We start from the raw sequence: 23,174 nt of genomic DNA, 5'->3' as shown, positions 1-23,174 counted from the left end.
GTCCTAGGCGGCGTCCCGGGTCACCAGCATGTCCACATCGGACAGATCCACCTCACGGCCGTCCTCGGTGACGAAGGCCACGTGCAGCGGTTCTCCGGTGGTCCGGGTCCGGCGCGCCACCGACGGCCCGGACGGCCGGGGCCGGTAGCGGTCGCCCCACTGCTGGAAGGCGCCGAGAATGGGCAGCAGGTCGCGGCCGGCATCCGTCAGGTGGTAACTCTGGCGCTGCCGGCTGCCCGCCTCCTGGTACGGACGCATGCGCAGCACACCCGCCTCGACCAGCGTCTTCAGCCGCGCGCTGAGCAGGTTGGGCGCGACGCCCAGCTCGGCCTGGATCTCGGCGAACCGGTGCTGGCCGATGAAGATCTGCCGCAGGATGAGCAGCGACCAGCGCTCGCCCAGCACCTGCAGGCTGCGCTCGATCGAGCAGCTCGGGTCGTCCGACACCGTGAGACTCCTCACCTCTGGCTAGAGATCCTGAATCCAGGATGACAAATCCCGCTGCCCCGGGGCAACCGACCTGCGACGATCGTCGCGGTTCCGGCCACATCCGCCGTCCGCTGATCGCGCCGACCGCCCTCGATCACGTATCTTTCCTCCTCGGCCCGGTGCATCCGGAACGCTCGACCCCTGCTCGACACCGTCCCGGAGGAGACATGACCGAAGTAGTCGCGCACGCCGTCCCCCCGTCCGCCGACAGCAAGGGCCTGCGCCCCGGCGCACTCGGCATGGTGTCGTCGGTGGTGATCGGGACGGCGTCGACCGCGCCGGCGTACTCCATCGCCGCGACGCTCGGCCTGCTGGTGATCGCCGGCACCGGCTTCCAGGCCGCATCCTTCGTGCTGTTCGCCTTCGTGCCGGTGATGTTCGTCGCGCTGGCGTTCCGTGAGCTGAACTCGGCCGAGCCGGACTGCGGCACCAACTTCACCTGGGCGACGCGCGCCTTCGGCAGCAAGGTCGGCTGGATGTCCGGCTGGGTGGTGACCATCGCGCAGCTGCTGGCCATGACCAGCCAGTCGGCCATCTCCGGCAAGTACACGCTGCTGCTGTTCGGCGCGGACTCGTTGGCCGACAACAAGTTCGCCACCATGGCGGTCGGGCTGGCCTGGCTGGTCCTGCTCTGCTGGATCTGCTACCGCGGCATCGAGGTGTCCGCCAAGCTGCAGTGGGTGCTGCTCGCGGTCGAGCTCACGGTGCTGGTGATCTTCGCCGTGGTCGCGCTGTACCGGGTGCTCAACGGCTCCGCCGGGTCGCAGGCGTCCACTCCGGCCTGGAGCTGGCTGCTCCCGACCGGCATCGGCGCGGGCGCGTTCATCGCCGCCACGCTGCCGGCCGTGTTCCTGTACTGGGGCTGGGACAGCTCGGTCTCCGTGAACGAGGAGTCCGCCGACCCGCGGCGCGGGCCGGGCAAGGCCGCCGTGCTGTCGACCGTGTTGCTGGTGCTCAACTACGTGATCGTCACCATCGCCGCGCTGGCGTTCGCCGGCATCGGCCAGACCGGCATCGGCCTGGGCAATCCGGACAACTCCGACGATGTGCTGGCCGGTCTCGGCTCGGCCGTCTTCGGCGACGGCACGTTCGGCAAGGTGATGGGCGTGCTGCTGATCGTCTCCGTGCTCACCAGCGCCGCCGCCAGCAGCCAGGCCACCATCATGCCGTGCGCCCGCACCACGCTCTCGATGGCCTCGCACGGCGCGCTGCCCGAGGTCTTCGCCCGCGTGCACCCCCGCTACCTCACGCCGACCGTGTCGACCTGGACGTTCGGCATCGTGTCCTTCGCCCTGTACGTGCTGCTGTCGCTGCTCAGCGACGACGTGCTGTCCGACTCCGTCAGCGCCGTCGGCCTCACCATCGGCGTCGAGTACGCCATGACGTCGCTGGCCTGCGTGTGGATCTTCCGCAGGACCCTGCTGGCCAGCGTCCGCAACTTCTTCCTGCGGGGCGTGTTCCCGCTGCTCGGCGGCCTGTTCTTCGCGCTGGTGCTGGCGCTGGCCGTGGTCTACTACGCCCAGCCGGACAGCGGCGAGACCACCATCTTCGGCGTCGGCGGCGTGGCCGTGATCGGCGTCCTGGCCATCGCCGTCGGCGTGCCGCTGATGCTCGTCGTCTACCGCGGCTGCCGCTCCTTCTTCGCCGGCCGCAGCCTGCCCCGCGGCTCCGTCCCCGCCGGCGGCGACTCGATCGTCGCGGATGCCTGAGGACGTTCGTGCGGTATTACCCCGCCTCGGGTGGCCGGGTCGGCCGGCCGACCTGACATCGGCGCCGGTGCTGTTCCAGGATGCGGTATGACCACTGAACTCGCGTTCCGCAGCAGCACCGGCACCGGCCGCACCGTCGTGCTGGTGCACGGCAACTCCTCGTCGGCGGCGGTGTGGCAGGGGCTGTTGGACGGGCCGTTCGGGCAGCGGTTCCGTTGCCTCGCCGTCGACCTGCCCGGGCACGGAGCGTCGCCGCGCGGCGGCGACTACTCGATGACGGGGTACGCGTCGGCGCTGGCCGGGTTCCTGTCGTCGGCGGAAGCCGAGGACGCCGTGGTCGTCGGGTGGAGCTTCGGCGGGCATGTGGCGCTGCACGCCGCCTCGGCGCTGCCCCGGGCGGCCGGCTTCGTGCTCATGGGCACGCCGCCGATCGCCGCCGCCGAGTCGGCGGCGACGGCGTTCCTGCCGAACCCGGCGGTCGGCGCGGGCTTCCGGGGCGAGATCAGCGCCGAGGACGCGGCCGCGTTCGCCGCCGCCATGCTGGCGCCCGGGTCGTCGGTGTCGCCGGAGGTGTTCGTGCCGGACATCCTCGCCACCGACCCCGCCGCCCGGCTCGGGCTCGCCGCCAGCCTCCGCGAGGGCCGGATCATCGACGAGGTCGAGGCCGTCGCGAAGCTGGGGCGGCCACTGCTGGTCCTGCACGGCAGCGAGGACCAGATGGTGTCGCTGGACTACCTGCGGTCGCTGGGGCTGCCGGTCGAGGTGCTGGCCGGGGTCGGGCACGCGATCCAGGTCGAGGCCCCGGAGCGGCTGGGGCGGCGGCTCACCGAGTTCGTGGACGGGCTGTGATCACCGGTAGGGGCGGAAGAACTCGCGCAGCTCGGCGGCGTACAGCTCGGGCTCCTCGAACGGGGCGAAGTGGCCGCCGCCGTCCACCTCGTTGAAGTAGACCAGGTTGGTGGCGCGCTCCAGCCAGGCGCGCGGCGGGCGCACCACGTCGCCGGAGAACAGGGAGAAGCCGGACGGCACCTCGACGCGGCGGGCGTGCTGGGCGGGCGGGATGGCGGCGTTCGCGTTGTACATGCGCATCGAGGAGCCGATGGTGCCCGTGAGCCAGTAGATCGTGATGTTGGTGAGGATCTCGTCCATGGTGTAGGTCTCGTCGAAGTCGTCGCTCCAGGAGCGGAGCTTCTCGACGATCCAGGCGGCGAGTCCGGCCGGCGAGTCGGTGAGGCCGACGGCGGCGGTTTGCGGCTTCGTGCGGTGCATCGCCGCGTACGCGCCCTCGGCGGCGCCCCAGGCGGCGGTGCTCTGCATCCAGTCGCGTTCGTCCTGGGTGAGCTCGGCGGGGTCGCCGGTGTAGACCGGGATGCCGCCGTCGGTGCGGTGCACGGCGACGACGCGATCAGGGTGGTTGAGGCCCAGGTAGCGGCTGACGTGGCTGCCGATGTCGCCGCCGGCGGCGCCGAACCGCTGGTAGCCCAGGGAGTCCATGAGCCGGGCCCACAGGTCGGCCACCTCGATGGAGTTCAGGGGCTGCGCGGGGCGGGTGGAGTAGCCGAAGCCGGGCACGTCCGGGACGATCACGTCGAACGCGTCGGCGGGGTCGGCCGGGTTGGTCAGCAGCTGGATCACCTTGGTGTAGCGCCAGAACGAGTCCGGCCAGCCGTGGGTGAGCACGATCGGCAACGCTGGTCCGGCGGTGGCCTTGGCGTGGATGAAGTGGATGTCCAGGCCGTCGACGGTAGTGCGGAACCTGGGCAGCTCGGAGAGCTTGGCCTCCTGGGCCGGCCAGTCGAAGGTGGTGGCCCAGTGGTCGACGAGCCGCCTGAGGTACGCGATGTCCGTCCCCAGCGACCAGCCGGCGTCCTCCGGGGCGTCCGGCCAGCGCGTGTTCCGCAGGCGGGAGCGGAGGTCCTCGAGTTCGTCGGTGGTGGCGCGGGTGGTGAACGGCTCGGGAGTGGCCATGGGGGAAGCATAGTTGTCGATCTCAGCGGCTCGGCAACACGATATTCGACGGCCACGCCCGGTTGTGGAACACGGTGTGCGTGGTGGGCTTCATTTCCGTGCTGGTGCCCGGGTGCTCACCAGTCCCGAGGTTGCGGGCGAACCGGGGAAACGCGCCGCCGGAGACCTGCAGCCGAATGCGGTGGCCGCCGTCGAACCGGTGCGCGGTGGCATCGAGCACGACTCGCACCGTCCGCACCTCCCCCGGAACCGTGTCCCGCCCGGTGCACCTGATGATCCGATCGGTGACGTTGACGGAACGGCCGCGCGGGTCGACATCGCAGATCCGGACGAACAGGTCGGCGTTGGCGTTGTCGGAAGCGACATGCAGCTCCACCACCGGCGCACCGCGCACCTCGACGGCGCTGGTGAGCGGTTCCGTGCTGAAGACCAGAACGTCGTCGCGTGCTTCCAGTTCGCGATTGTCCTGTGCCCCACCGCTGGGCGCCATCACCCGCCCGCCGACCGAGGGTGTCGGGTTGTGCGGGTCATAGCGGAATTCGGTGACACTTCGCGGCTGCGCGGGCGGTGAGTCCGCGAGCTGTCCTCCACCCTGCAGATACAGGGTCGTGGATTCCGTGTCCCGGGGCGGCCAGGTCTGGTGGTTCTCCCACTGCCCGGCCCCGCCGACGAACACCCGCACCGGCGCTGCCCGGCGCACCGGCGCCCGGCCTGCGGCGTGCGCGTCCAGCCAGGAAAGTGCCTCCGGCATGGCGATGCCGTTGTCGACTGTGAGGTGTGTCCACGGACCGATGGTCATCGCGACATCGACGCCACGTGACCGCAACGCCTCGTACTGCGCCAACGTCTGGTCGATGAAGAAGTCGTGCCAACCGCCGATCAGCAACGTCGGCACGGAGACTCGCCGGAGGGCTTCGGTGGCTCGAAACCCCTCCCAGTACGGATCCTCCAGGTCCGGACGCTCGATCCAGTCGTCGTACCACGGCGCACCCTTGCCGCCGAGCCCGGCCATGGCACCTCGCAGCGGGAGCCGGTCCAGCGCCGGGGCCAGCCGCCGTTCCGCCCGCATCATCCGGACCAGTCCGCGCACCGCGCCGACGGTTTCCTGGTGTGACAGGAGATCGGACCAGCTCAGCATGTTGAACAACTCCACCGGCCCGTACTGGTGGCCGGCCCGGCCGATGTCGTGCACGCCGATCGTCACGACCATCGCGGTCAGCTCGGGCGGCGGGTCCAGCGCGAGCGCCCATTGCGTGTAGCCGAGATAGCTGCCGCCGGCCGTGGCCAGCCGGCCGTCGAACCAGTCCTGGGTACGCAGCCAGGCCACGGTGTCCTGCCCGTCATCGGCCTCGCTGACCGCGGGCATGAACGTGCCACCGGAACCGAACGTGCCGCGCGTGCTCTGCAGCAGCACGTGATAGCCGCGCTCGGCGTAGAGCTGCGCCGTCAACATGCTGTACAGAAAGCCCCGGCCGTACGGGCAACGGACCAGAATGGTCGGCACCCGCTCGGCGGTGACCGGAACGTAGTGATCCGCGAGCAGGGTGACGCCGTCGCGCATCGGGACCTCGACCGCTCGGGCCACTCGCACCCGGTTGCGCCGGGCCGGCATCCGCCACCGCCGCCCGAGCGCGGCGCTGACCAGGTTTGCGCCCATACCAACGCTACGCATGGATCTCACGCCTCCGTGGCGAGTTCGGTGATCGCGGCGACCTCGTCGGCGGAGAGCGTGATCTCGGCCGCGGCCAGGTTGTCCTTCAGGTGCGCGACGCTGGTGGTGCCCGGAATGGGCAGCATCACCGGCGAGCGGTGCAGCAGCCAGGCCAGCGCGATCTGCCGCGACGTGACGCCGTGCTCGGCGGCGATCGGCTCGATCACCGCCATGACCTTGTCCGTGTCGGGTCCCTCGGTCAGCGTGACCGGATGCCACGGCGAGAAGACCACGCCACATTCCTCGGCGGCCCGCAACAGATCCGCGCCGGTTCGGGCGCTGGCGTTGAAGTGGGCCGTGACCGCCGCGATGTCCACAATGGCCTGTGCGGCCTTGAACTGCTCAAGCGTCACATTGGACAGTCCGATGTGGCGGATCAGCCCTTCCTCGCGCAGCGCGGCCAGGGTGGCGACCTGGTCCTCGAACGGCGCGTCCGTGGCCCGGCCGCTGTGCAGGTAGTACAGGTCGATGGTGTCCACGCCCAGCCGGCGGGCGCTCATGTGGGCGCTCTGCCGCAGGTAGTTCGGGTTGCCGACGGCGCCGAGCGTGGAGTAGTCGAAGCCGCCGCGGACGAACCCACCCTTGGTGGCGATGACCAGGTCGTCCGGATACGGGTGCAGCGCCTCGCGGATGAGGATCTCGTTGGTGTGCGGGCCGTAGACGTCCGCGGTGTCGATGAACGTGACACCGGCGGCCACGACCTCGCGCAGCACGGCGATGCCGCCGTCACGGTCGGGGTACTCGCCCCAGACCTGCGGTCCGGTGAGCCGCATCGCGCCGAAGCCGAGGCGTCCCACCGCCAGGTCGCCTCCTATCGTGATGGCCTGTGTCATGGGAACCTCCGCTAGAGCGATAGCCGCCTTCTCACTTTAACGGAGTCTAGTTATCACTTTCAAGGAGACGGTGGGTGGGCATGAACCTGGCTGACCTGATCGCCGAACGCCGGCCACACCGCGCCGACGCACGGCGCAACTTCGACGCCCTGGTCACGGCGGCGACCGAGGCGTACACCACGCTCGGCGCCGACGTGCCCATGGACGAGATCGCCCGGCGCGCGGGGGTCGGTATCGCCACGCTCTACCGGAACTTCCCCACCCGCGTCGACCTGATGGAGCACGTCTACCTGACGGGCATCGACGACCTCGTCCGCTACGCCCAGGGCCTCGACCGGAGCGACCCGTGGGCCGCCCTGTCCGCCTGGTTGAGCCGTTTCGTCACGCACCTGGCGACCAAACACGTGCTCGCCACCGTGCTGACCCGCGAGTCCAAGGTGTACGAGCCCAGCAGCGAAGCCATCTACGGCGTCGCCGACCCGCTGTTCGAGCAGGCCCAGCAGGCCGGTGTCGTGCGCGCCGACGTCAACGCCGACGACGTCATGCGCCTCGTCTTCGCCGTCACCGCCGGCATCTACGTGGACGACGCCCAGCGCGAGCGGGCCATCGGCATCGTCCTCGACGGGATCCGCACGCGGTAGGCAGGCGGAGGGGCCGGCGGCCCCTCCGCCCACGACGTCAGCCGAGGCCGATCGCGAACAGGTGCATCGTCGGCCGGTACTGCTTGGCGCTGTCGCCGAGATCCGGCAGCGTCACGTAGCGGGCGGTCTTGCCGGGCTGGAGCTCGACCGGGCTGTAGTAGACGCTGAAACCGGGCTGGCTGTTGAGCGGCTTGTGGATGTAGGCCGTGCTGGCCACCACGTCACCGCCGGATTGCGCGGTGACGCCGTACCAGTCGGCCATCGACAAGGTGAACTGCTGGGTGCTGCCGTCGTCGTAGGTGACGGTGCCGACGCCGGAGGTCAGCCCGTACGACGCCGAGCCGACGAAGCCGAGCTTGGTCGGCGCACCGTCGAGCCGGATGGTCTGGCCACCGGACACGACGTTGTCGACCTGCCCCGACTTGGTGTCGGGCCAGGTGAAGGCCACGCCGTCGTGCTTGATCACCGCGCCGGCGGTGAGCCCGACGGCGGCCAGCGCCTGGGTCGAGTAGCTGGCGCCGCCACCGTCGAAGTCGGCATCCGCCGGTGTCGCGTCGTCGCTGATCGCCCTGTTGTCGAAAGCAGCGGCCAGGTTCGGATACGGCACTGTGAGTCCGGTGACTGCGGTCGTCACGGTCGTGCCGCCGACGGCCGCGACAGCTGTCAGGTCCGTACGCGACGGCGCTGCGTCGGCGGGCACCTTGAGCTGCCAGGTCGTCTGCACGGACGCGCCCGGCGCCACGGTGGCGAAGCTCGCCGGTGACGTTGCCGTCGCCGTCCAGCCACCAGGGGCGGCCACCGTGAGCGTCACGGCGTTCACCGCCGCCGAGCTGACGTTGGTGTAGGTCGTCGTGGCCGCGAGCGTCGAGTCGGGCGGGGCGATCGGCGGTGCGGTCACCGCGAGCGAGTCGTTCTTGGCCGCGATGGCGAAGATGTGCATGGACGGCGACCCGCCGGACGTGCCGTGGCTGATGTCGGGCAGAGTGACGTACTGCAGCGTCTTGCCGGCATCAAGCGGCACCGACGCGAAGTACAGGCTGTACGCGCCCTGGTTCGTGCCGCTGGTGGTGTTGATGTACGGCATCGTCGCGACGACGTCGCCGCCGGGTGCGGCTTGGTTGCCGTACCAGTCGGCGAAGGACAGCGTCTGCTGTTCGGTGGTGCCGTCGGTGTAGGTGAGAGTCACCTTGCCCGTTTGGGTTCCGTACGTCGCCGCGCCGATGAAGCCGAGCGAGGATCCGCCGGCCGCGAGTGCGATGCTCTGCCCGCCGGCGGCGACATCGTTCGGGCCGCCGTCGGGCCAGGCGAAGGCGTAGCCGTCGTGGGTGATCTTCGCTCCGGCGTGGATTCCCGCCGCCGCCAGGGCATCCGCCGAGAAGCTCGACCCGTTGCCGTCGAAGTTGCCGACGCCGTGGTTGCTGTCCGGGCTGATGCCCGTGTTGTCGAAGCTGGCGGCCAGGCGGGAGTACGCGACGTCGACGTCCGCGCTGGCCGTGCTGTCGTGCGCGCCGCCGACGGTGGCGTTGGCGGCGAAGGACAGCGTCCCGCCGTCGGTGCCGGCCTGGGCCCGTACCGACCACGTGGTGGTGACGGTGGCCTTGCCCGCGACCGTGGCGAAGGTCGCCGGCGTGCTGGGCGTCGCCGTCCACCCGGCCGGCACGGCCAGCGACAGGGCGACGTCGTGCACGGTCGCGCCGGGGTTGGTGAAGGTGGTGGTGATGCTGGCCGGCTCGACCGGGTCGACGATGGCCGGCGCGGTGATCTTCAGGCCGTGGCCGACGACGATCGGCGCGGCGCCGGTCACACCGTCCACTGTGGCCGAAATGGTCGCCACGCCGGTGCCGACGGCCGTGACGACGCCGCGCGGGCTGACCCGAGCCACCGATTCGTTGCTGCTGCGGTATTTCACCTCGGACTTGCCGAGGTCGGCGAAGGAGCCGTCGTTGTTCACCGCCTCCACGACGTGATCGGCGGTGACGGCGAGGTTGCGCTGCTCGCGGCTGGGGATGGTGTCGTCGGCGAGCCAGCGGTTCCGGCCCGTGAGGTCGATGGTCTGCCCGACCTGGTACGTGCTCGACTCGGGCTGCACCGTCACCGCGGCGACCTTCGGCGTGATCGAGCCGGTGACCGACACCCGTTGCGTGGCGCCGATGTGCGTGGCGTCGGTGCCGAGCCGGAACTCGTAGTCGCCCGGATACACCCGCGACTTCATCGCGTTCGCGTCCCAGAACGCCAGGTCGGCGATCTTGACCGACAGCGTGAGCCGCTGCGACTTGCCCGGCGCCAGCACCGCGGTCTTGGCGAACGCGGCGAGGCGCTCCCTGGGCAGTTCCACGCCGGGCACGGTGAACGGCGTGGCCGCGTAGAGCTGGGCGACCGTGGAGCCGGCGGTCTTCCCGGTGTTGGTGACGGTCAGGGCCACCTTCACCGTTCCGTCCGCCGACACGTGCCGGGTGTCGGCCTTGACGTCGGCATAGGCGAACGACGAGTAGCTCAGGCCGTAGCCGAACGGGTACGTGGGTGTGGTGGTGGCGTACTGGTAGGTCCGGCCGAGACCGCCGGTCTGCGACGGGGTGAGCCCGTAGTTGGACATCGCCGGGAGCTGGCTGTCGTCGGCGTACCAGGTGAAGTTCAGGTGCCCGTCCGGATTCTGCCGGCCGAACAGCACGTCGGCCAGCGCGGTCCCCTGGCTCTCACCGTTGTAGCCGCTGAACACGACGGCCGGGAACTTGGCCTGCTCGTCGGCGATGTCGACGGGACCGTTGGACTGGATCACCAGCGCCGTGTGCTCGTTGCCCAGCGCGGTGACCTGGTCGATGAGCGAGGTGTAGTTGCCGGGCATGGCGATGCTCGGCCGGTCGGTGCCCTCGGACGCGATGGTCGTGTCCGTGCCGACGAAGACGATGACCAGGTCGGCCGCGGCGATGTCGGCCCTGGTCCGTGCGCTCAGCGTCGCGGCGCCGGTGGCGGTGGTGGACGTGCCGGCAGCGTCGAACACGACGGACGCGTTCGGGTTGGCCTTCTTCACCTCGTCGGTGATGCCGGCGACCGGGCTGACCTGCAACGTCGGATTGCCGGAGTAGCCGCCGAGGGTGACCTTGCCGGCGAGATCGCCGACGATGACGACCTTGTTGAGCGACTTCGGCTGCACCGGCAGCAGCGCCTCGTTCTTCAGCAGCACCAAGGAGTTGTCGGCGACCTTCCGGGCCAGCTGCTGGTGCGCGGGACTCTGGATGGCGGCCTTGGTGATCGCCGTGTACGGGTTGTGCGCCTTGGGGCCGTCGAACTCGCCCGTCCGCATCCGGATGGTGAACGCGCGGACCAGGTCGTTGTCGATCACGCCGACGCCGAGGATGCCAGCGTTGATCGCCGCCTCCACGTTGGCCACGGTGTTCTCCAGGCCGCCGCAGTCCAGGCCGGTGCCGGCGCGCAGCGCGTACGCCAGACCGCCCGCGACGGCGGACACCTTCACGCCGGTCGTGGTGTTGGTCCACGTGGCGGCTTCGCCCTTGCCGTCGGTGGTCCAGCCCGGCGGCGCCCAGTCGTGGCCGTCGGGGAACGTCTTGTACGTGGTGCCGATGGCGCCGCAGTCCGACGTGATGTAGCCGGTGAACCCGTCGGTGCGCTGCGCCAGCTGGTTGGTGGTGTAGGTGTCGGCCACCGACGGCGTGCCGTTGATCGCGTTGTACGACGTCATCAGGCCGGCGACGTGCGCGTCCCGCACCAGGCTGGCGAACTGCGCCGTGTAGTAGTCACGCAGGTTGGCGTCGGTGACGTCGGAGGTGACGCCGGTGCGGTCCTGCTCGACGTTGTTGAGCGCGTAGTGCTTGGCGGTGGCGGCGACCTTCAGGTACGGCGACAGCGGCGCGCCCTGCATCGTCTGTCCCTGGAACCCGTTGACGTACGCGCCCGCCATCGTCGACACCAGGTAGGGATCCTCGCCGAACGCCTCATCCGTGCGGCCCCAGCGCGGGTCGCGATCCAGGTTGACCGTCGGCGCCCAGTAGGTGAGATGCCCGTAGTTGTCCCGGGAGTCGCCCAGGTTGTTCTGGTCGACCCCGAACAAGGACTTGTCGAGGAAGCCTCGCGCCTCGTCGGAGATCGCCGTCGTCTCGTCGTAGATCAGGGCCGGGTCCCACGACATCGTCGCCGCGAAGTTGGTGGGGAAACTGGTCGCCACCGGCGGGTTGTCCGGGTGGTCGCCGTGGTTGAGGTCGTCGTGCAGCGAGTTGACGCCGTGCTGGCCCTCGCTCCAGTAGTTGTACTCCTGCACACCCAGCCGCGGGATGCCGGGAGCGGTCGTCTCCAGCTGGGCGACCTTCTCCGGCAGCGTCATGCGGGACACGAGGTCGGCCGCGCGCTCGGCGAACGAGTAGTGGGTGTCCAGGTACACCGGCACCCGGGCGGCGGCCGCCGCGCCGTCGGCGGGCGTCACCGCCAACACCAGCGGCAGGGCGGCCGCGAGGGCGACCACCCTGCGGGGACCGAACCAGGTCGAACGTGCCATCACGCCTCCGTCTTGCCCTCCGGCCCGGTCCCCCGGCCAAGCCTTCCGAGGTTAGTAGCAAAGTCGAACTAACTCTGGCGGCGAGGCGAGTCTCTCCACGCGACCGGTCACGGTCAATGCCTTGTCCGCTGGTTTGTCTCGTCCGGGACTTCGGAGCACTGACGGAGAAAGGCTCGGGTCATGCGAGATGCCGCAGGAACCAGTCCCGGGACGCCTGCGACGCGATGGCGAACCCGTCACCCGTGTACGCCGCGAAGTGACCGCCGGGCAAGAACACGATCTTCTTCGGCTCGGCCGCCGTCTGGAACGCCGAGGCCGCGAGATTCCCGCCGGTCAGGCCGTCCTCACGACCGACGATCATCAGCAGCGGCGTCGGCGTCACGTCCGGGAGATAGCGCGCCGGCTCGTACCCGTAGAAGTTGTCGAGGCTGCGCAGCGTCACCTCGTTCGGCCACGCCGGGTCCAGTTCCGCCCGGGCGTGCGTGAAGTACTCGTACGAGTCGGGAGTCGGCAAGCCGACCAGCTCGTCCGGGTCGGTTCCCACCACCGGCACCATCACCGGCGGCTTGCCTTCCGCACGCGCGCGCCGGTCAGCGGTGAACATCGCTGGCCCCACCACGAGGTTGCGCACCCGAGCGAGGTTGGCGTACGTCGCCCGGCCGCTGATGAACGGCGCCTGACCGCTCACGGCCCTGACCCGGCGGTCGATCGCCGCGACCACGAAGGCATGCGCCGCCGAGAAACTGGTGCCCCAGACGCCGATCCGGTCGGGATCCACCCGCGGGTGGTTCTGCGCGAACGTGATCGCGTGCTGGTAGTCCCGGATCTGCTCGAACGGATCGATCTCGTGCCGCGGCTTGCCCGCGGCGGCCTCCGACGCACCCCAACCACGATTGTCGTACACCACCGCCGCCAACCCCGCCGCCGCGAACACCTCGGCGAACCTGTCCAGATACATCTCCTTGGTGGACGACCAGCCGTGCGCCATCACCACACACGGAGCCGGCCCCGCCACCCCTTCCGGCTCATAGAACCAGCCACGCAGCAACGCACCCTCGGCGTCGAATTCGATATCGTGTCGCACGGTTTTCACGAGCCTTCCATCTGTCCCTGTGTCCGGGAATGCTTTCCGCCTGTCGCGGAATGTGCCGAAGCGGATTCCATCGTGGCGACGCCGTGCGCCGACGTCCAATACCACTTCCCACTCCCGTGATACCCGAAGGGCATCCAGAAAGGAGGCGCTCAACCGTGTTCCACACCGGCGTTCTGTTGGAACGACGTTCTGTTGGAACTAAAGGAGCGAGTCGGCCCCCTCGGCGGCGACGGCCGGCCGCAGTCCACCACCATGAGACAGACGGCCGCCGTGATCGCGATGCCGCCCAGCGACACGAGGAGTCCTCACTTGGTGGGGCGACGTGCCACTGGTTGGCGCTGCCGACGACCGGGCCGGCAGCGCTGATCGACTCCGGGACGCGGCAAAGCGAAAGAGCCCGCCCGCGCCGGGGAACCTGAACGCGGGCGGGCCCGAGGACGTCGTGAGCGACCCGGGTCCGAAGGGCTGGGGACCCTCGAACGCGGACGGCGCCGGAACGGGAGGCGAAGTCGCCCTCGCCTCCTCCCCCCTACGGGACGTCGACGCGGCCTCACGATCATCCCGACGCCCAGCATGTCATCGATGCCAACTCAAAACACCGTTACGAGTGGCAACCTCACTCGAACGGAGCAGTGAACTTACCGGCGCCCACCGCTCAGGTAATTGGCCAATACGCCCAGCTCCCGGTCCGTGAATCGGTTCGACGGCCGGTGACCGGTTGACGTCCGCAACCGGTAGCTGGTTTCACCAACCGTATCCGCGGGCGAAGCAACTCGGTTACGCTCGGCGCATGGCGACACCACCGCGCCAGGACGGCGAGCTGGGGCCGCTGGCGGCGAAGATCCAGGCGTTGTTCGCACGGCAGCTGCGACCCGTCTCCGACCACCAGCACGCCCGCGACGTCGCGGCCACGGGCAACCCGCACGCGCCCCGCCGGCGCACGGAGTACAGCCACAGCGCGGTCGCCCGGGCGATCGGGTCGACGGACACCTACGTCACCCAGCTCCGCTACGGCCAGCGGGACAACCCGAACCTCAAGCTGATCCAGAAGCTGGCGGACTTCTTCGGCGTCGACGTCACGTACCTGGTGAAGGACGAGATCCCGGTCGGCGAGCTGCCGCTGTACCTGAAGCAGCCGTCGGTGCGGGACCGGGTGAACAACCTGTTCGACAAGGTCCGGCCGAACGGGCCGACCGCCGCCCCGTACACCGACGACGCGGTGGCCGCCGCGATCGGCGTGGACGTGGCGCAGATCCGCCGCGTGCGGGACGGTTCCGAGGACGACCCGGGGCTCAGGCTGCTCCAGGCGCTCGCGGAGCACTTCGGCGTGCCGGCCGCCTACCTCACCGACACCGACGCCAAGCTGATCGCCGGCGTGAACGAGCAGCTCGACCTGCTCGCGGACCTGATGCCGATGGCGGCCCGACACCTCGGCGACACGTCGTCGCTCAGCGTGCTCGCCGCGGTCCTCCGGCACGTCCGCGAGCGGGACGCCGAGCAAGCCGGCGAGCCGCCGGCCTGAGCACATTCCTGGGGGGATTTCGTTGGGTTTCACGTCGTGGCTGGGCCGGGCACACCGGCAGCGGCAGGTCGCGCGCGCCGTCCGGGACCTGCTGGCGGCGGTGCCCGTGGGCACGGACCTGGACGCGTTCGTCCGGCGGCTGGCGCGGTTGCGCAACCGCCCGGTGAGCCTGGTGCCGTTCTCCGAGGTGGTGCCGGATGTGGCGGCGCCGTTCTCGGGCCTGTGGGTGAAGGCCCCGCGCCTGGACTGCATCGTGTACGACGACACGGCGCCGCAGGCGACGCAGCGCCACGCCGTGTTCCACGAGGTCGCGCACATGCTGCTCGGCCACCTGTCGACCGAGGACATCGACGGCCTGCAGCTGCGGCTGATGTCCGCGCTGCTTCCGGACCTGCAGCCGCAGGTGATCAAGCGAACCGTCCGCGCCGGGCTGTGCCGGTCGAACTGTGGTTACGTGGACGAGCAGGAGGAGGCGGCCGAGCGGTTCGCGACCGAGCTCGGCGCACGGGTGTCGGAGGCGCGCCTGATCCACCCGATCCCGCCGCCGGATCCGTCCGACCTCGCGGTGATCGCCCGCTTCATGTCGACGCTCGGCCCCCGGAAGCGGCCGTGAACCTGGCGGCCGCCGTGCCGGTCGGCGCGGTGCCGGCGCTGGTCTGCGTGATCACGGTGCTGCACCGGGTGGCCCAGGGCGGACGCACGCCCCAGCTGCGCGCCCTGGCGCTGGGGGCACTGTTCGCCTTGGCCGCCGCGGTGGTGCGCCTGCCGCCGGTCTCCGACCGGTTGGTCATCGGCGACGTGAACGTCACGTGGCCCGCGCACATCGTCGCCGGCATCCTGTGCCAGTACTTCATGCTGTGCTACGTCCACTTCACGCTCGACGAGCCGAGGGTGTCGGCGCGGCGGATGTCGCAGCACCTCACCGGCGTGCTGATCTCCTGCACTGTCCTCATCGGACTGTTCGCGCTGGCGCCGCATGCGCGGGACTTCGACTTCGGGCCGAACGGCCGGTTCATGACCGGCGGCCCGGCCGACTCGCCGATCGGCCCGATCACCTGGCTGCTGCTGGTCGTCTACCTGATGTATCCGCTGCAGGAGCTGGTGCGCGTCAACCAGCGCTGGGCGCGCAAGGCCGCGTCGGTCCGCTGGCTGTCGATCACCCTGTGGATCTACTCGCTGGGCGCGCTGATCGCGATCATCACCGACGTGCACGTGGTCGGCTACCAGGTCGCGCTGCTCGGTGGGGTCGTGCCGCCGTGGTCGCAGGCGTCGGTGGAGAGCTGGCCGATCACGGTCGCCGGCGCGTGCACGATGCTCGGCCTGTCCGCGACCGGCCTGTACTCCGTGCTCGCGGCGAGTCCGTACCTGCGACCCGTGCGGAAGATGTTGCACAGCATGCGTTTGTGGTGGCAGTACTACCGCACCTATGTCGACCTCTACCCGCTGTGGGCGGAGCTGTGGCGCGCACTGCCGGCGGAGGCGCTCGATCCGTCCCGGTCCCGGTTGACCGACCTGTTTCGGTTACGGGCCAAGCACAACCTCTATCGACGGACCATCGAGCTGGCCGACTTCCAGCAGACCCTGCGCCGCTTCACGCCGCCGGAGACGTACGCCGAAGCCGAAGCCCTTGGCCGCGAACAGGGTCTCACCGGCGAGGCGCTGGCCGCCGTCGTGGACGCCGCCGGCCTGGCGGCCGGCCGCGCCGCCTACCTCGCGAATCGTCCACGGCAGAGCGCCCCGCCCGCGCCGCTCGCCGCCCGGACCGACGACGGCACGTCCGCGCAGGAGGCGCGGCGCTGGCTGCTCATCTCCGACCTGTACTTCCACTCCCCTGTCGTCGCGGCGGTTCTCGCCGCGCCGGTGCCGGTCATCGAACGAGGAGACGTTTCTTGAAGGTCCTGCTGGTAGGCGGCACGGGGTTCGTCGGCCACCACATCGTCCACAAGCTTCTGGAGCGGGGGCACGAGGTTTCCGTGCTGGCCCGGAACCGCCCGGCCACCACCCCGGCGGCGGTCGCCTTCCACGCCGCCGACGCGCAGAAGCTCTCCGATGAGGACCTGGACGGTCTGCTGGCCGGGCACGACGGCGTGGTCCACGCCGCGGCGGCCGCCTTCTTCTCACCACAAGACGTCGACACGGCCGCCTTCTACCGCGCCAGCAACGTCGAGCCGGTGGTGCGCCTGCTGGCGGCGGCCCGGCGCACGGGCTGCGACCGGGCGGTGCTGCTCGGCAGCTACTACGTGACGCTGAACCGCGAGAACCCCGATTCCCGCCTGCACGAGGGAAGTCCCTACATCCAGAGCCGGATCGAGCAGGCGGCGTGGGCCCGCCGCGCCGCCGGCGACGGGATGTCGCTGGCGGTGTTGGAGCTGCCGTACGTTCTCGGCGCGACGCCGGGCCGCCCCTCGGCGCTCGACCCGTACGTGCAGCAAATGGCCCAGGGCAAGGGAATCGTGGTCTATCCCGGCGGGACCGCGGTGGCCGCTGTGTCCGAAGTGGCCGATGCGACGGTGGCCGCCCTGGACAAGCGCGTCGACGGCGATTTCCCCATCGCCACGGCGAACATCAGCTGGGCCGACCTGCTGCGCCGGCTCGCCGTGGCGTCGGGCCACGCGCCGCAACGGGTGTGGCGGCTGGGCCCGATGGAGACGGCGGCGTACTTCCGGCTGCGCAACCTGCGGCGGCGCAACGAGGGCGTCCGGTCCGGCTTCAACATCGTGAAGGTCGGCCGGCTGCACGCGTCCGACATGTTCGTCGACACCGAGATCGCGGGCCAGAAGCTCGGCATCAAGCACGCCGACCTCGACCGGGCGATTCGGGACACCGCGCTGGCCGTGTCGAACTGAGCTGGACATACTACCAGGCGTAAACGCTCGGGCACGGTGAGTCGTTGCTCACAGTTGCACCGAGTGGACGAGTCACCACCCAGAGGCAGATAGTTAATGTATGCAACTATCTGGGGAACAGGACGTCGCTCGTCTGGAGGAACTGCTCGCCGTCGACGAGGAACTCCGGGACGCCATGCCGGACCCCGCCGTCACCGCCGTGCTCAGGGATCCGAGCACCTCGCTCGATCGGCAGGTCGAGACGGTGACGGCGGCCTACGCGGACCGCCCGGCGCTGGCCGAGCGGGCCTCGGAACCGGTGGTCGATCCCGCGACCGGCCGCACCACGCGGCGGCTGCTGCCGCGCTTCGAGGCCATCACCTACCGCGAGGCGCGGGACCGGGCCGCGGCGATCGCCGCCGACTGGCGCCGGCACGGCGAGCGGCCGCTCGACGCCGGTGACATCGTCTGCACGCTGGGCTTCACCAGCCCCGACTACGCGGTGATCGACCTGGCGTGCCTGCGCAGCGGCGCGGTGGCGGTGCCGCTGCAGAACAGCGCGACGGCCGCCCACCTCAAGCCGATCGTCGCCGAGACCGAGCCGCTGATCGTCGCCACCAGCATCGAGCTGGTGGATCTGGCCATCGACACGACGGCGGAGAGCACGTCGCTGCGCCGCGTCGTCGTGTTCGACTACCACCCTGACGTGGACGACGAGCGGGAGAAGTTCGAGGCCGCCCGCCGACGACTCGCCGAGAGCGGCCGCCCTGTCGCCCTCGACTCACTGGCCGACGTCATCGCCCGCGGCCGCACGCTGCCGCCCGTTCCCACGCACGAATGGGACCCCGAAGAGCTGGCCCTGCTGATCTACACCTCCGGCAGCACCGGCGCGCCGAAGGGCGCGATGTACCCGGCCCGGCTGGTGAGCAACCTGTGGCGCGGCTGGTTCGCGGACGCCTCCGACCACCCGGGCGTCGGCCTGAGCTACATGCCCATGAGCCACGTCGCCGGCCGCGCGATGCTGGTCGGGTCCCTCGCCAAGGGCGGCGTCACCTACTTCACCGCACGCAGCGACCTGTCCACGCTGTTCGAGGACATCGAGCTGGCGCGCCCGGCCGAGCTGATGCTGGTGCCGCGCGTCTGCGACATGCTCTACCAGCGGCACAAGGGCCAGGACAGCACGCGGCTGCGCAAGACCTTCCTCGGCGGTCGCGTCGTGTGGGCCGCCACGGGCTCGGCGCCGCTGTCCGCGGAGGTCGGCGCGTTCATCGCCGACTGCCTCGGCTTCCCGCTGCGCGACGGCTTCGGCTCCACCGAGGCGGGCGCGATCATGATCGACGGCCGGGTGGCGCGGCCGCCGGTCATCGACTACCGGCTGGACGACGTGCCGGAGCTGGGCTACTTCCGCACCGACAGCCCGCACCCGCGCGGCGAGCTGCTGCTCAGGACCGAGACGATCATCCCCGGCTACTACAAGCGGCCCGAGCTCAACACCGAGTTCTTCACCGAGGACGGCTACTACCGCTCCGGCGACATCGTGGCCGAGATCGAGCCGGACCGCCTGGTGTACGTGGACCGCCGCAAGAACGTGCTCAAGCTGTCGCAGGGCGAGTTCGTGGCCGTGTCGAAGCTGGAGGCGTTGTTCGCGGCGAGCCCGCTGATCCGGCAGATCTACGTCTACGGCAGCAGCGAGCGCGCCTACCTGCTCGCGGTGGTCGTGCCCGCCGAGGGCGCCTCCCGGCCGGGCATCGCCGAGTCGCTGCAGCGGATCGCCAAGGAAGCCGGGCTGAACTCGTACGAGATCCCCCGGGACTTCCTGATCGAGGACGAGCCGTTCAGCACCGAGAACGGGCTGCTGTCCGACATCCGCAAGCTGATGCGGCCGCGGCTGAAGGACCGCTACGGCCCGCGGCTGGAGCAGCTCTACGCCGAGCTGGCCGACCGCGAGACCAGCGAGCTCGACGAGCTGCGCCGGGCCGGTCGCGAGCAGCCGGTGCTCACTGCCGTGCTGCGGGCCGCGCAGGCGGTGCTCGGCCGGTCGTCCAGCGCCCCGTCGCCGGACGCGCACTTCACCGACCTCGGCGGCGATTCGCTGTCCGCGTTGACGTTCTCGAATCTGCTCAAGGAGATCTTCGAGGTCGACGTGCCGGTCGGCGTGGTGATCAGCGCCGCCAACACGCTGCGCCGGCTGGCCGGGATCATCGAGGCGGACGTGAAATCCGGTTCGAGGCAGCCGACTTTCGCCACCGTGCACGGCGCCGGCGCCACGCGGGCGCGGGCCGCCGATCTCAAGCTGGCCAAGTTCATCGACGCGGAGACCCTGGCCGCCGCCGCAGCGCTGCCGCGCCGCGATGGTCCAATCAGGACGGTCTTGCTCACCGGAGCCAACGGCTACCTCGGCCGGTTCCTGTGCCTGGAGTGGCTGGAGCGGCTCGCGCCGGTCGGCGGCAGGCTGATCTGCATCGTCCGGGGCCGGGACGCCGAGGCGGCCCGCGCACGGCTGGAGGAGGCGTTCGACAGCGGCGACGCGGAGCTGCTGCGGCACTTCCGCGAGCTGGCCGCCGAGCACCTGGAGGTGGTGGCCGGTGACGTCGGCGAGCCCGACCTGGGCCTGGACCAGCCGACGTGGCGGCGGTTGGCCGACACCGTCGACCTGATCTCGCACCCGGCCGCGCTGGTCAACCACGTGCTGCCGTACGACCAGCTGTTCGGGCCGAACGTCGTCGGCACCGCCGAGCTGATCCGGCTGGCCCTGACCTCGCGGATCAAGCCCGTCACCTACCTGTCCACGGTCGCCGTGACCGAGGGCGACGCCGCCATCGCCGACGAGGACGCCGACATCCGGGTCACCAGCCCCGTCCGCGAGCTGGGCGACGGCTACGCCAACGGGTACGCCGTCAGCAAGTGGGCCGGCGAGGTCCTGCTGCGGGAGGCTTTCGACCTGTGCGGGCTGCCCGTCGCCGTGTTCCGGTCCGACATGATCCTCGCGCACAGCCGGTACCGCGGCCAGCTCAACGTGCCCGACATGTTCACCCGCTTGCTGGTCAGCCTGATCGCCACCGGCGTCGCGCCGAAGTCCTTCTACCGCCCCGACTCCGGCCCCGCCCACTACGACGGCCTGCCGGCCGACTTCACCGCCGAGTCCATCACCGCCATCGGCTCCGAGGTCTGCCAGGGTTACCGGACCTTCAACGTGCTCAACCCCCATGCCGACGGCGTCTCCCTCGACGTCATCGTCGACTGGCTGATCGAGGCCGGCAACACCATCACCCGCATCGACGACTATGCCGAGTGGTTCACCCGGTTCGAGCAGGGCATCCGGGCCCTGCCCGAGAAGCAGCGCCAGCACTCCCTGCTGCCCCTGCTGGCCGCATTCGCCCAGCCGGCCGAGGCCGTCGACGGCGCCGGCGTCCCCGCCGACCGCTTCCGGGCCGCCGTCCAGGCCGCCAAGATCGGTCCCGACAAGGACATCCCGCACATCACCGCCGACCTCATCCACAAGTACGCCGCCGACCTGCGGCAGCTGCGCCTGATCTGACCCCGGTGATCGTCCCGGCCTGGCCTGGTCCAGGCCGGGACGTCGAAGTCACTGGAAGTCGCAGCCCGGGTTGGGCGCGTCCACCGCCGGCGGCTGCCCGACCGGGGGCTCGTAGAGCACCTCCGGCACCACCGGCGTCGCGCCCAGGTTCCGCCCGACGTGGACATATCCGCTGCCGGGCTGCTCGTGGAGGTTCCGGCAACGTGACGGCGTCAATGAAGCAACGCGCGGTCGCTGTCCGCAGGGCCGCCGGCCATCGCTGACCTTGGGGCGAAACCCCACGTCAACGCGGTGACCACACCGTCACACCCAGCAATGAGTCTGATTCAAGCCAAGGGTCTTGCGCTTCGGTCGCGATAGTTCATACTCATCCACACATGAGTCGGCTTTATCGACGGGCGGAGGGTCCATGGCGGGGGACAGCGCCGAGCGTGCGCAGGACGGCGGTGACCGGTACCGGCCGGGCTACGAGCTGGTGGCGGAGCGGTTGTTGCAGCACATCGCCGAGCAGAACCTGCACCCGGGCGACCGGCTGCCCACCGAGCAGGGGCTGGCCGAGCTGCTGGGCACGACCCGCAACCAGATGCGCGAGGCGGTGAAGGTGCTGGCGGCGATCGGCCGGCTGAGCGTGCGCCGCGGCGCGGGCATCTTCGTGGCGGCGGACAAGACGCTGGCGGAGGAGGAACTGGCGCACTTCCAGCCGACGGACATGGCGCACGTGTCGATGCTGCTGGACTTCCGCCGGCTGATCGAGGCGGAAACCGCCCGCCGCGCGGCGTCGCTGGCCACGCCGATCCAGGTGCGGGCGATCCGGGAGAGCGCGGCGGAGTCGCTGCGCGCCGGGACGGAAATGGACGTGCAGGGTTTCGCCAACGCGGACAAGCAGTTCCACGACGCGGTGGCGATCGCCGCCGACAACATCTTCCTGCAGGCCGACGTGGTGAACGTCCGCCGCTTCGCGGCCCAGACCGACACCCTGCTGTTCCACGGCGACGTGCCCGGCTCGCTGGAGGTCGCCGGCCGCCAGCACGTCGCGATCGCCGACGCCATCGCCGAGGGCGACCCGGACCGCGCGGTGCAGCTGATGATCGCGCACATCGACACCACGCAGCGCCAGTTCGAACGCAAGATCCGCAACCGGATGTTCAAGATGGACTGACCTTCCCAGCCGAAGACCACACCGTGAACCCGGTGTGGCGATGCCCCCTGCCCGCAATTCTCCACAATGGACGGACTGTGAAGATCACGCACGTCGAGTCGCACCGGATCCACGTCCCGCCGACGGAACCGCCGTTCCACTGGCGCGACGGCCTGTCCGGCAGCCCCGCCACCGGCGACGGCGCCGTGCTGCGCATCGGCACGGACGCGGGCGTCGAGGGCGTCGCCCTGTTCGCCCGGCCTGGCGCCGGCGTCATGCTGGACGACCTGGTGGACCGCGTCTTCCGTGACGAGCTGGTCGGCCAGGATCCGTTGCGGCGCGAGTGGATCTGGCACCGGATGTGGGAGCTGGACCGCATCCAGGAGCTGCCGCTACCCACCCTGGGGCTGGTGGACATCGCGCTCTGGGACCTCGCCGGCCGCCTCTACGACCAACCCGTGTGGCAGGTGCTCGGCGGCTACCGCGACAAGATCCCCGCCTACGCGTCGACGTCCACATTCGACTCGACGAGCGAGTTCCTCGACGTCGCGGACCAGTGCCTCAAGCTCGGCTACCGCGGTGTCAAGCTGCACGCCTGGGGCGACGCCCGCCGCGACGCCGCGCTGTGCGTCGCGCTGCGCGAGCACGTCGGCCCCGACGTGCCGCTGATGTACGACGGGTCGGCCGGTTTCGACCTGCCCGACGCCGTCTACCTCGGCTCGGCGCTCAGCGAGGCGGACTACCTCTGGTACGAGGAGCCGATGCGCGAGTTCAGCGTGACCGCGTACCGGCAGCTCGCCCGGCTGGTCCGCGTCCCGCTGCTGGTGGCCGAGACCTCGGACGGCTCCCACATGAACTCCGGCGACTTCATCGCCGCCGGGGCCGCCACGTTCGGTGTCCGCACCGGCACCACGTTGCGCGGCGGAATCACCGGCGCCATGCGGATCGCGCACCTGGCCGACGCCTACCGGCTGCGCGCCGAGGTGCACGGTTCGGACATCCCGAACCACCACCTGTGCATGGCCATCCCGAACACCACGTACTACGAGTCGCTGGTGACGTCGACGTCCGTGCGGCGGGAACGCCACGTGGACGCCGAGGGGCTCGTCCACGCCCCGACTTCGCCCGGCATCGCCCTTCCCGCCGAGTTCGGCTACGGCGCCACCCTGTCGCCGTACGTGGAGCGCGCCGCCTGATCAT

17 protein-coding genes are annotated in these 23,174 nt (G+C 70.4%); 10 read left to right on the top strand and 7 right to left on the bottom strand.

Features of this window, described 5'->3' with window-relative positions:
• Positions 1-3: 3 nt before the first annotated feature.
• The gene (locus BJ998_RS35805) at positions 4-447 is read right to left on the bottom strand and encodes a winged helix-turn-helix transcriptional regulator (RefSeq protein ID WP_184867716.1); all 444 of its coding nucleotides are present in this window, start codon (positions 445-447) and stop codon (positions 4-6) included.
• 209 nt (positions 448-656) lie between these two features.
• Here BJ998_RS35805 and BJ998_RS35800 point away from each other — a divergent pair, with 209 nt between their 5' ends.
• Together BJ998_RS35800 and BJ998_RS35795 are read left to right on the top strand one after the other, a co-directional pair.
• Positions 657-2,198 (top strand): APC family permease, encoded by a 1,542-nt coding sequence (locus tag BJ998_RS35800; protein WP_184867715.1) that lies wholly within the window; start codon positions 657-659, stop codon positions 2,196-2,198.
• 87 nt (positions 2,199-2,285) lie between these two features.
• Positions 2,286-3,047 carry an alpha/beta fold hydrolase gene (locus BJ998_RS35795; protein ID WP_184867714.1) on the top strand — a complete coding sequence of 254 codons (762 nt, stop codon included), beginning with the start codon at positions 2,286-2,288 and terminating at the stop codon, positions 3,045-3,047.
• Here BJ998_RS35795 and BJ998_RS35790 read toward each other — a convergent pair whose 3' ends face one another.
• Genes BJ998_RS35790 through BJ998_RS35780 form a run of 3 tightly spaced genes read right to left on the bottom strand, consistent with a single transcriptional unit; the run spans position 3,048 to position 6,710 of the window.
• Positions 3,048-4,166 (bottom strand): epoxide hydrolase family protein, encoded by a 1,119-nt coding sequence (locus tag BJ998_RS35790; RefSeq protein WP_184867713.1) that lies wholly within the window; start codon positions 4,164-4,166, stop codon positions 3,048-3,050. It lies immediately after the preceding gene.
• Positions 4,167-4,188: 22 nt separating this feature from the next.
• Positions 4,189-5,838: a CocE/NonD family hydrolase gene (locus tag BJ998_RS35785; protein ID WP_221338239.1), complete on the bottom strand. Its 1,650-nt coding sequence runs from the start codon at positions 5,836-5,838 to the stop codon at positions 4,189-4,191.
• 5 nt (positions 5,839-5,843) lie between these two features.
• A complete protein-coding gene (locus BJ998_RS35780) occupies positions 5,844-6,710 on the bottom strand; it encodes an aldo/keto reductase (protein WP_184867712.1) in 867 nt (288 codons plus the stop codon).
• Positions 6,711-6,790: 80 nt separating this feature from the next.
• Between BJ998_RS35780 and BJ998_RS35775 the strand changes: the two genes are divergently transcribed.
• Positions 6,791-7,351, top strand: a complete 561-nt coding sequence (locus BJ998_RS35775) for a TetR/AcrR family transcriptional regulator (RefSeq protein ID WP_184867711.1) — start codon at positions 6,791-6,793, stop codon at positions 7,349-7,351.
• A gap of 37 nt (positions 7,352-7,388) precedes the next feature.
• Here the strand turns inward: BJ998_RS35775 and BJ998_RS35770 are convergent, their stop codons facing one another.
• Positions 7,389-11,858: a glycoside hydrolase family 3 C-terminal domain-containing protein gene (locus tag BJ998_RS35770; protein ID WP_184867710.1), complete on the bottom strand. Its 4,470-nt coding sequence runs from the start codon at positions 11,856-11,858 to the stop codon at positions 7,389-7,391.
• Between the two features lie 178 nt (positions 11,859-12,036).
• Positions 12,037-12,951 (bottom strand): alpha/beta hydrolase, encoded by a 915-nt coding sequence (locus BJ998_RS35765; RefSeq protein WP_312890486.1) that lies wholly within the window; start codon positions 12,949-12,951, stop codon positions 12,037-12,039.
• 790 nt (positions 12,952-13,741) lie between these two features.
• On the opposite strand from BJ998_RS35765, the gene BJ998_RS35760 reads away from it, so the two are divergent.
• From BJ998_RS35760 to car, 5 genes are all read left to right on the top strand, one after another.
• Positions 13,742-14,473, top strand: coding sequence for a helix-turn-helix transcriptional regulator (locus BJ998_RS35760; protein WP_184867709.1), 732 nt, complete (start codon positions 13,742-13,744; stop codon positions 14,471-14,473).
• Between the two features lie 22 nt (positions 14,474-14,495).
• Positions 14,496-15,086: a hypothetical protein gene (locus tag BJ998_RS35755; RefSeq protein WP_184867708.1), complete on the top strand. Its 591-nt coding sequence runs from the start codon at positions 14,496-14,498 to the stop codon at positions 15,084-15,086.
• Positions 15,083-16,366 carry an MAB_1171c family putative transporter gene (locus BJ998_RS35750; protein ID WP_184867707.1) on the top strand — a complete coding sequence of 428 codons (1,284 nt, stop codon included), beginning with the start codon at positions 15,083-15,085 and terminating at the stop codon, positions 16,364-16,366. Before BJ998_RS35755 ends, BJ998_RS35750 begins: the two co-directional genes overlap by 4 nt.
• A complete protein-coding gene (locus tag BJ998_RS35745; protein ID WP_184867706.1) occupies positions 16,363-17,319 on the top strand; it encodes an NAD-dependent epimerase/dehydratase family protein in 957 nt (318 codons plus the stop codon). Before BJ998_RS35750 ends, BJ998_RS35745 begins: the two co-directional genes overlap by 4 nt.
• 100 nt (positions 17,320-17,419) lie before the next feature.
• Positions 17,420-20,836: a carboxylic acid reductase gene (gene car, locus BJ998_RS35740; RefSeq protein ID WP_184867705.1), complete on the top strand. Its 3,417-nt coding sequence runs from the start codon at positions 17,420-17,422 to the stop codon at positions 20,834-20,836.
• 48 nt (positions 20,837-20,884) lie between these two features.
• On the opposite strand, the gene BJ998_RS35735 is transcribed toward car, so the two are convergent.
• Positions 20,885-21,052, bottom strand: coding sequence for a hypothetical protein (locus BJ998_RS35735; RefSeq protein ID WP_376775959.1), 168 nt, complete (start codon positions 21,050-21,052; stop codon positions 20,885-20,887).
• Positions 21,053-21,245: 193 nt separating this feature from the next.
• Between BJ998_RS35735 and BJ998_RS35730 the strand changes: the two genes are divergently transcribed.
• Together BJ998_RS35730 and BJ998_RS35725 are read left to right on the top strand one after the other, a co-directional pair.
• On the top strand, positions 21,246-21,995 hold the full coding sequence (locus tag BJ998_RS35730; protein WP_184867704.1) for a FadR/GntR family transcriptional regulator: 750 nt from the start codon (positions 21,246-21,248) through the stop codon (positions 21,993-21,995).
• A gap of 77 nt (positions 21,996-22,072) precedes the next feature.
• On the top strand, positions 22,073-23,170 hold the full coding sequence (locus tag BJ998_RS35725; RefSeq protein ID WP_184867703.1) for an enolase C-terminal domain-like protein: 1,098 nt from the start codon (positions 22,073-22,075) through the stop codon (positions 23,168-23,170).
• Positions 23,171-23,174: the final 4 nt, after the last annotated feature.

The sequence above is a fragment of the Kutzneria kofuensis genome, from assembly GCF_014203355.1.
In the GTDB taxonomy this organism is placed as follows: domain Bacteria; phylum Actinomycetota; class Actinomycetes; order Mycobacteriales; family Pseudonocardiaceae; genus Kutzneria; species Kutzneria kofuensis.
This window is presented reverse-complemented; position numbering and strand designations above follow the sequence as displayed.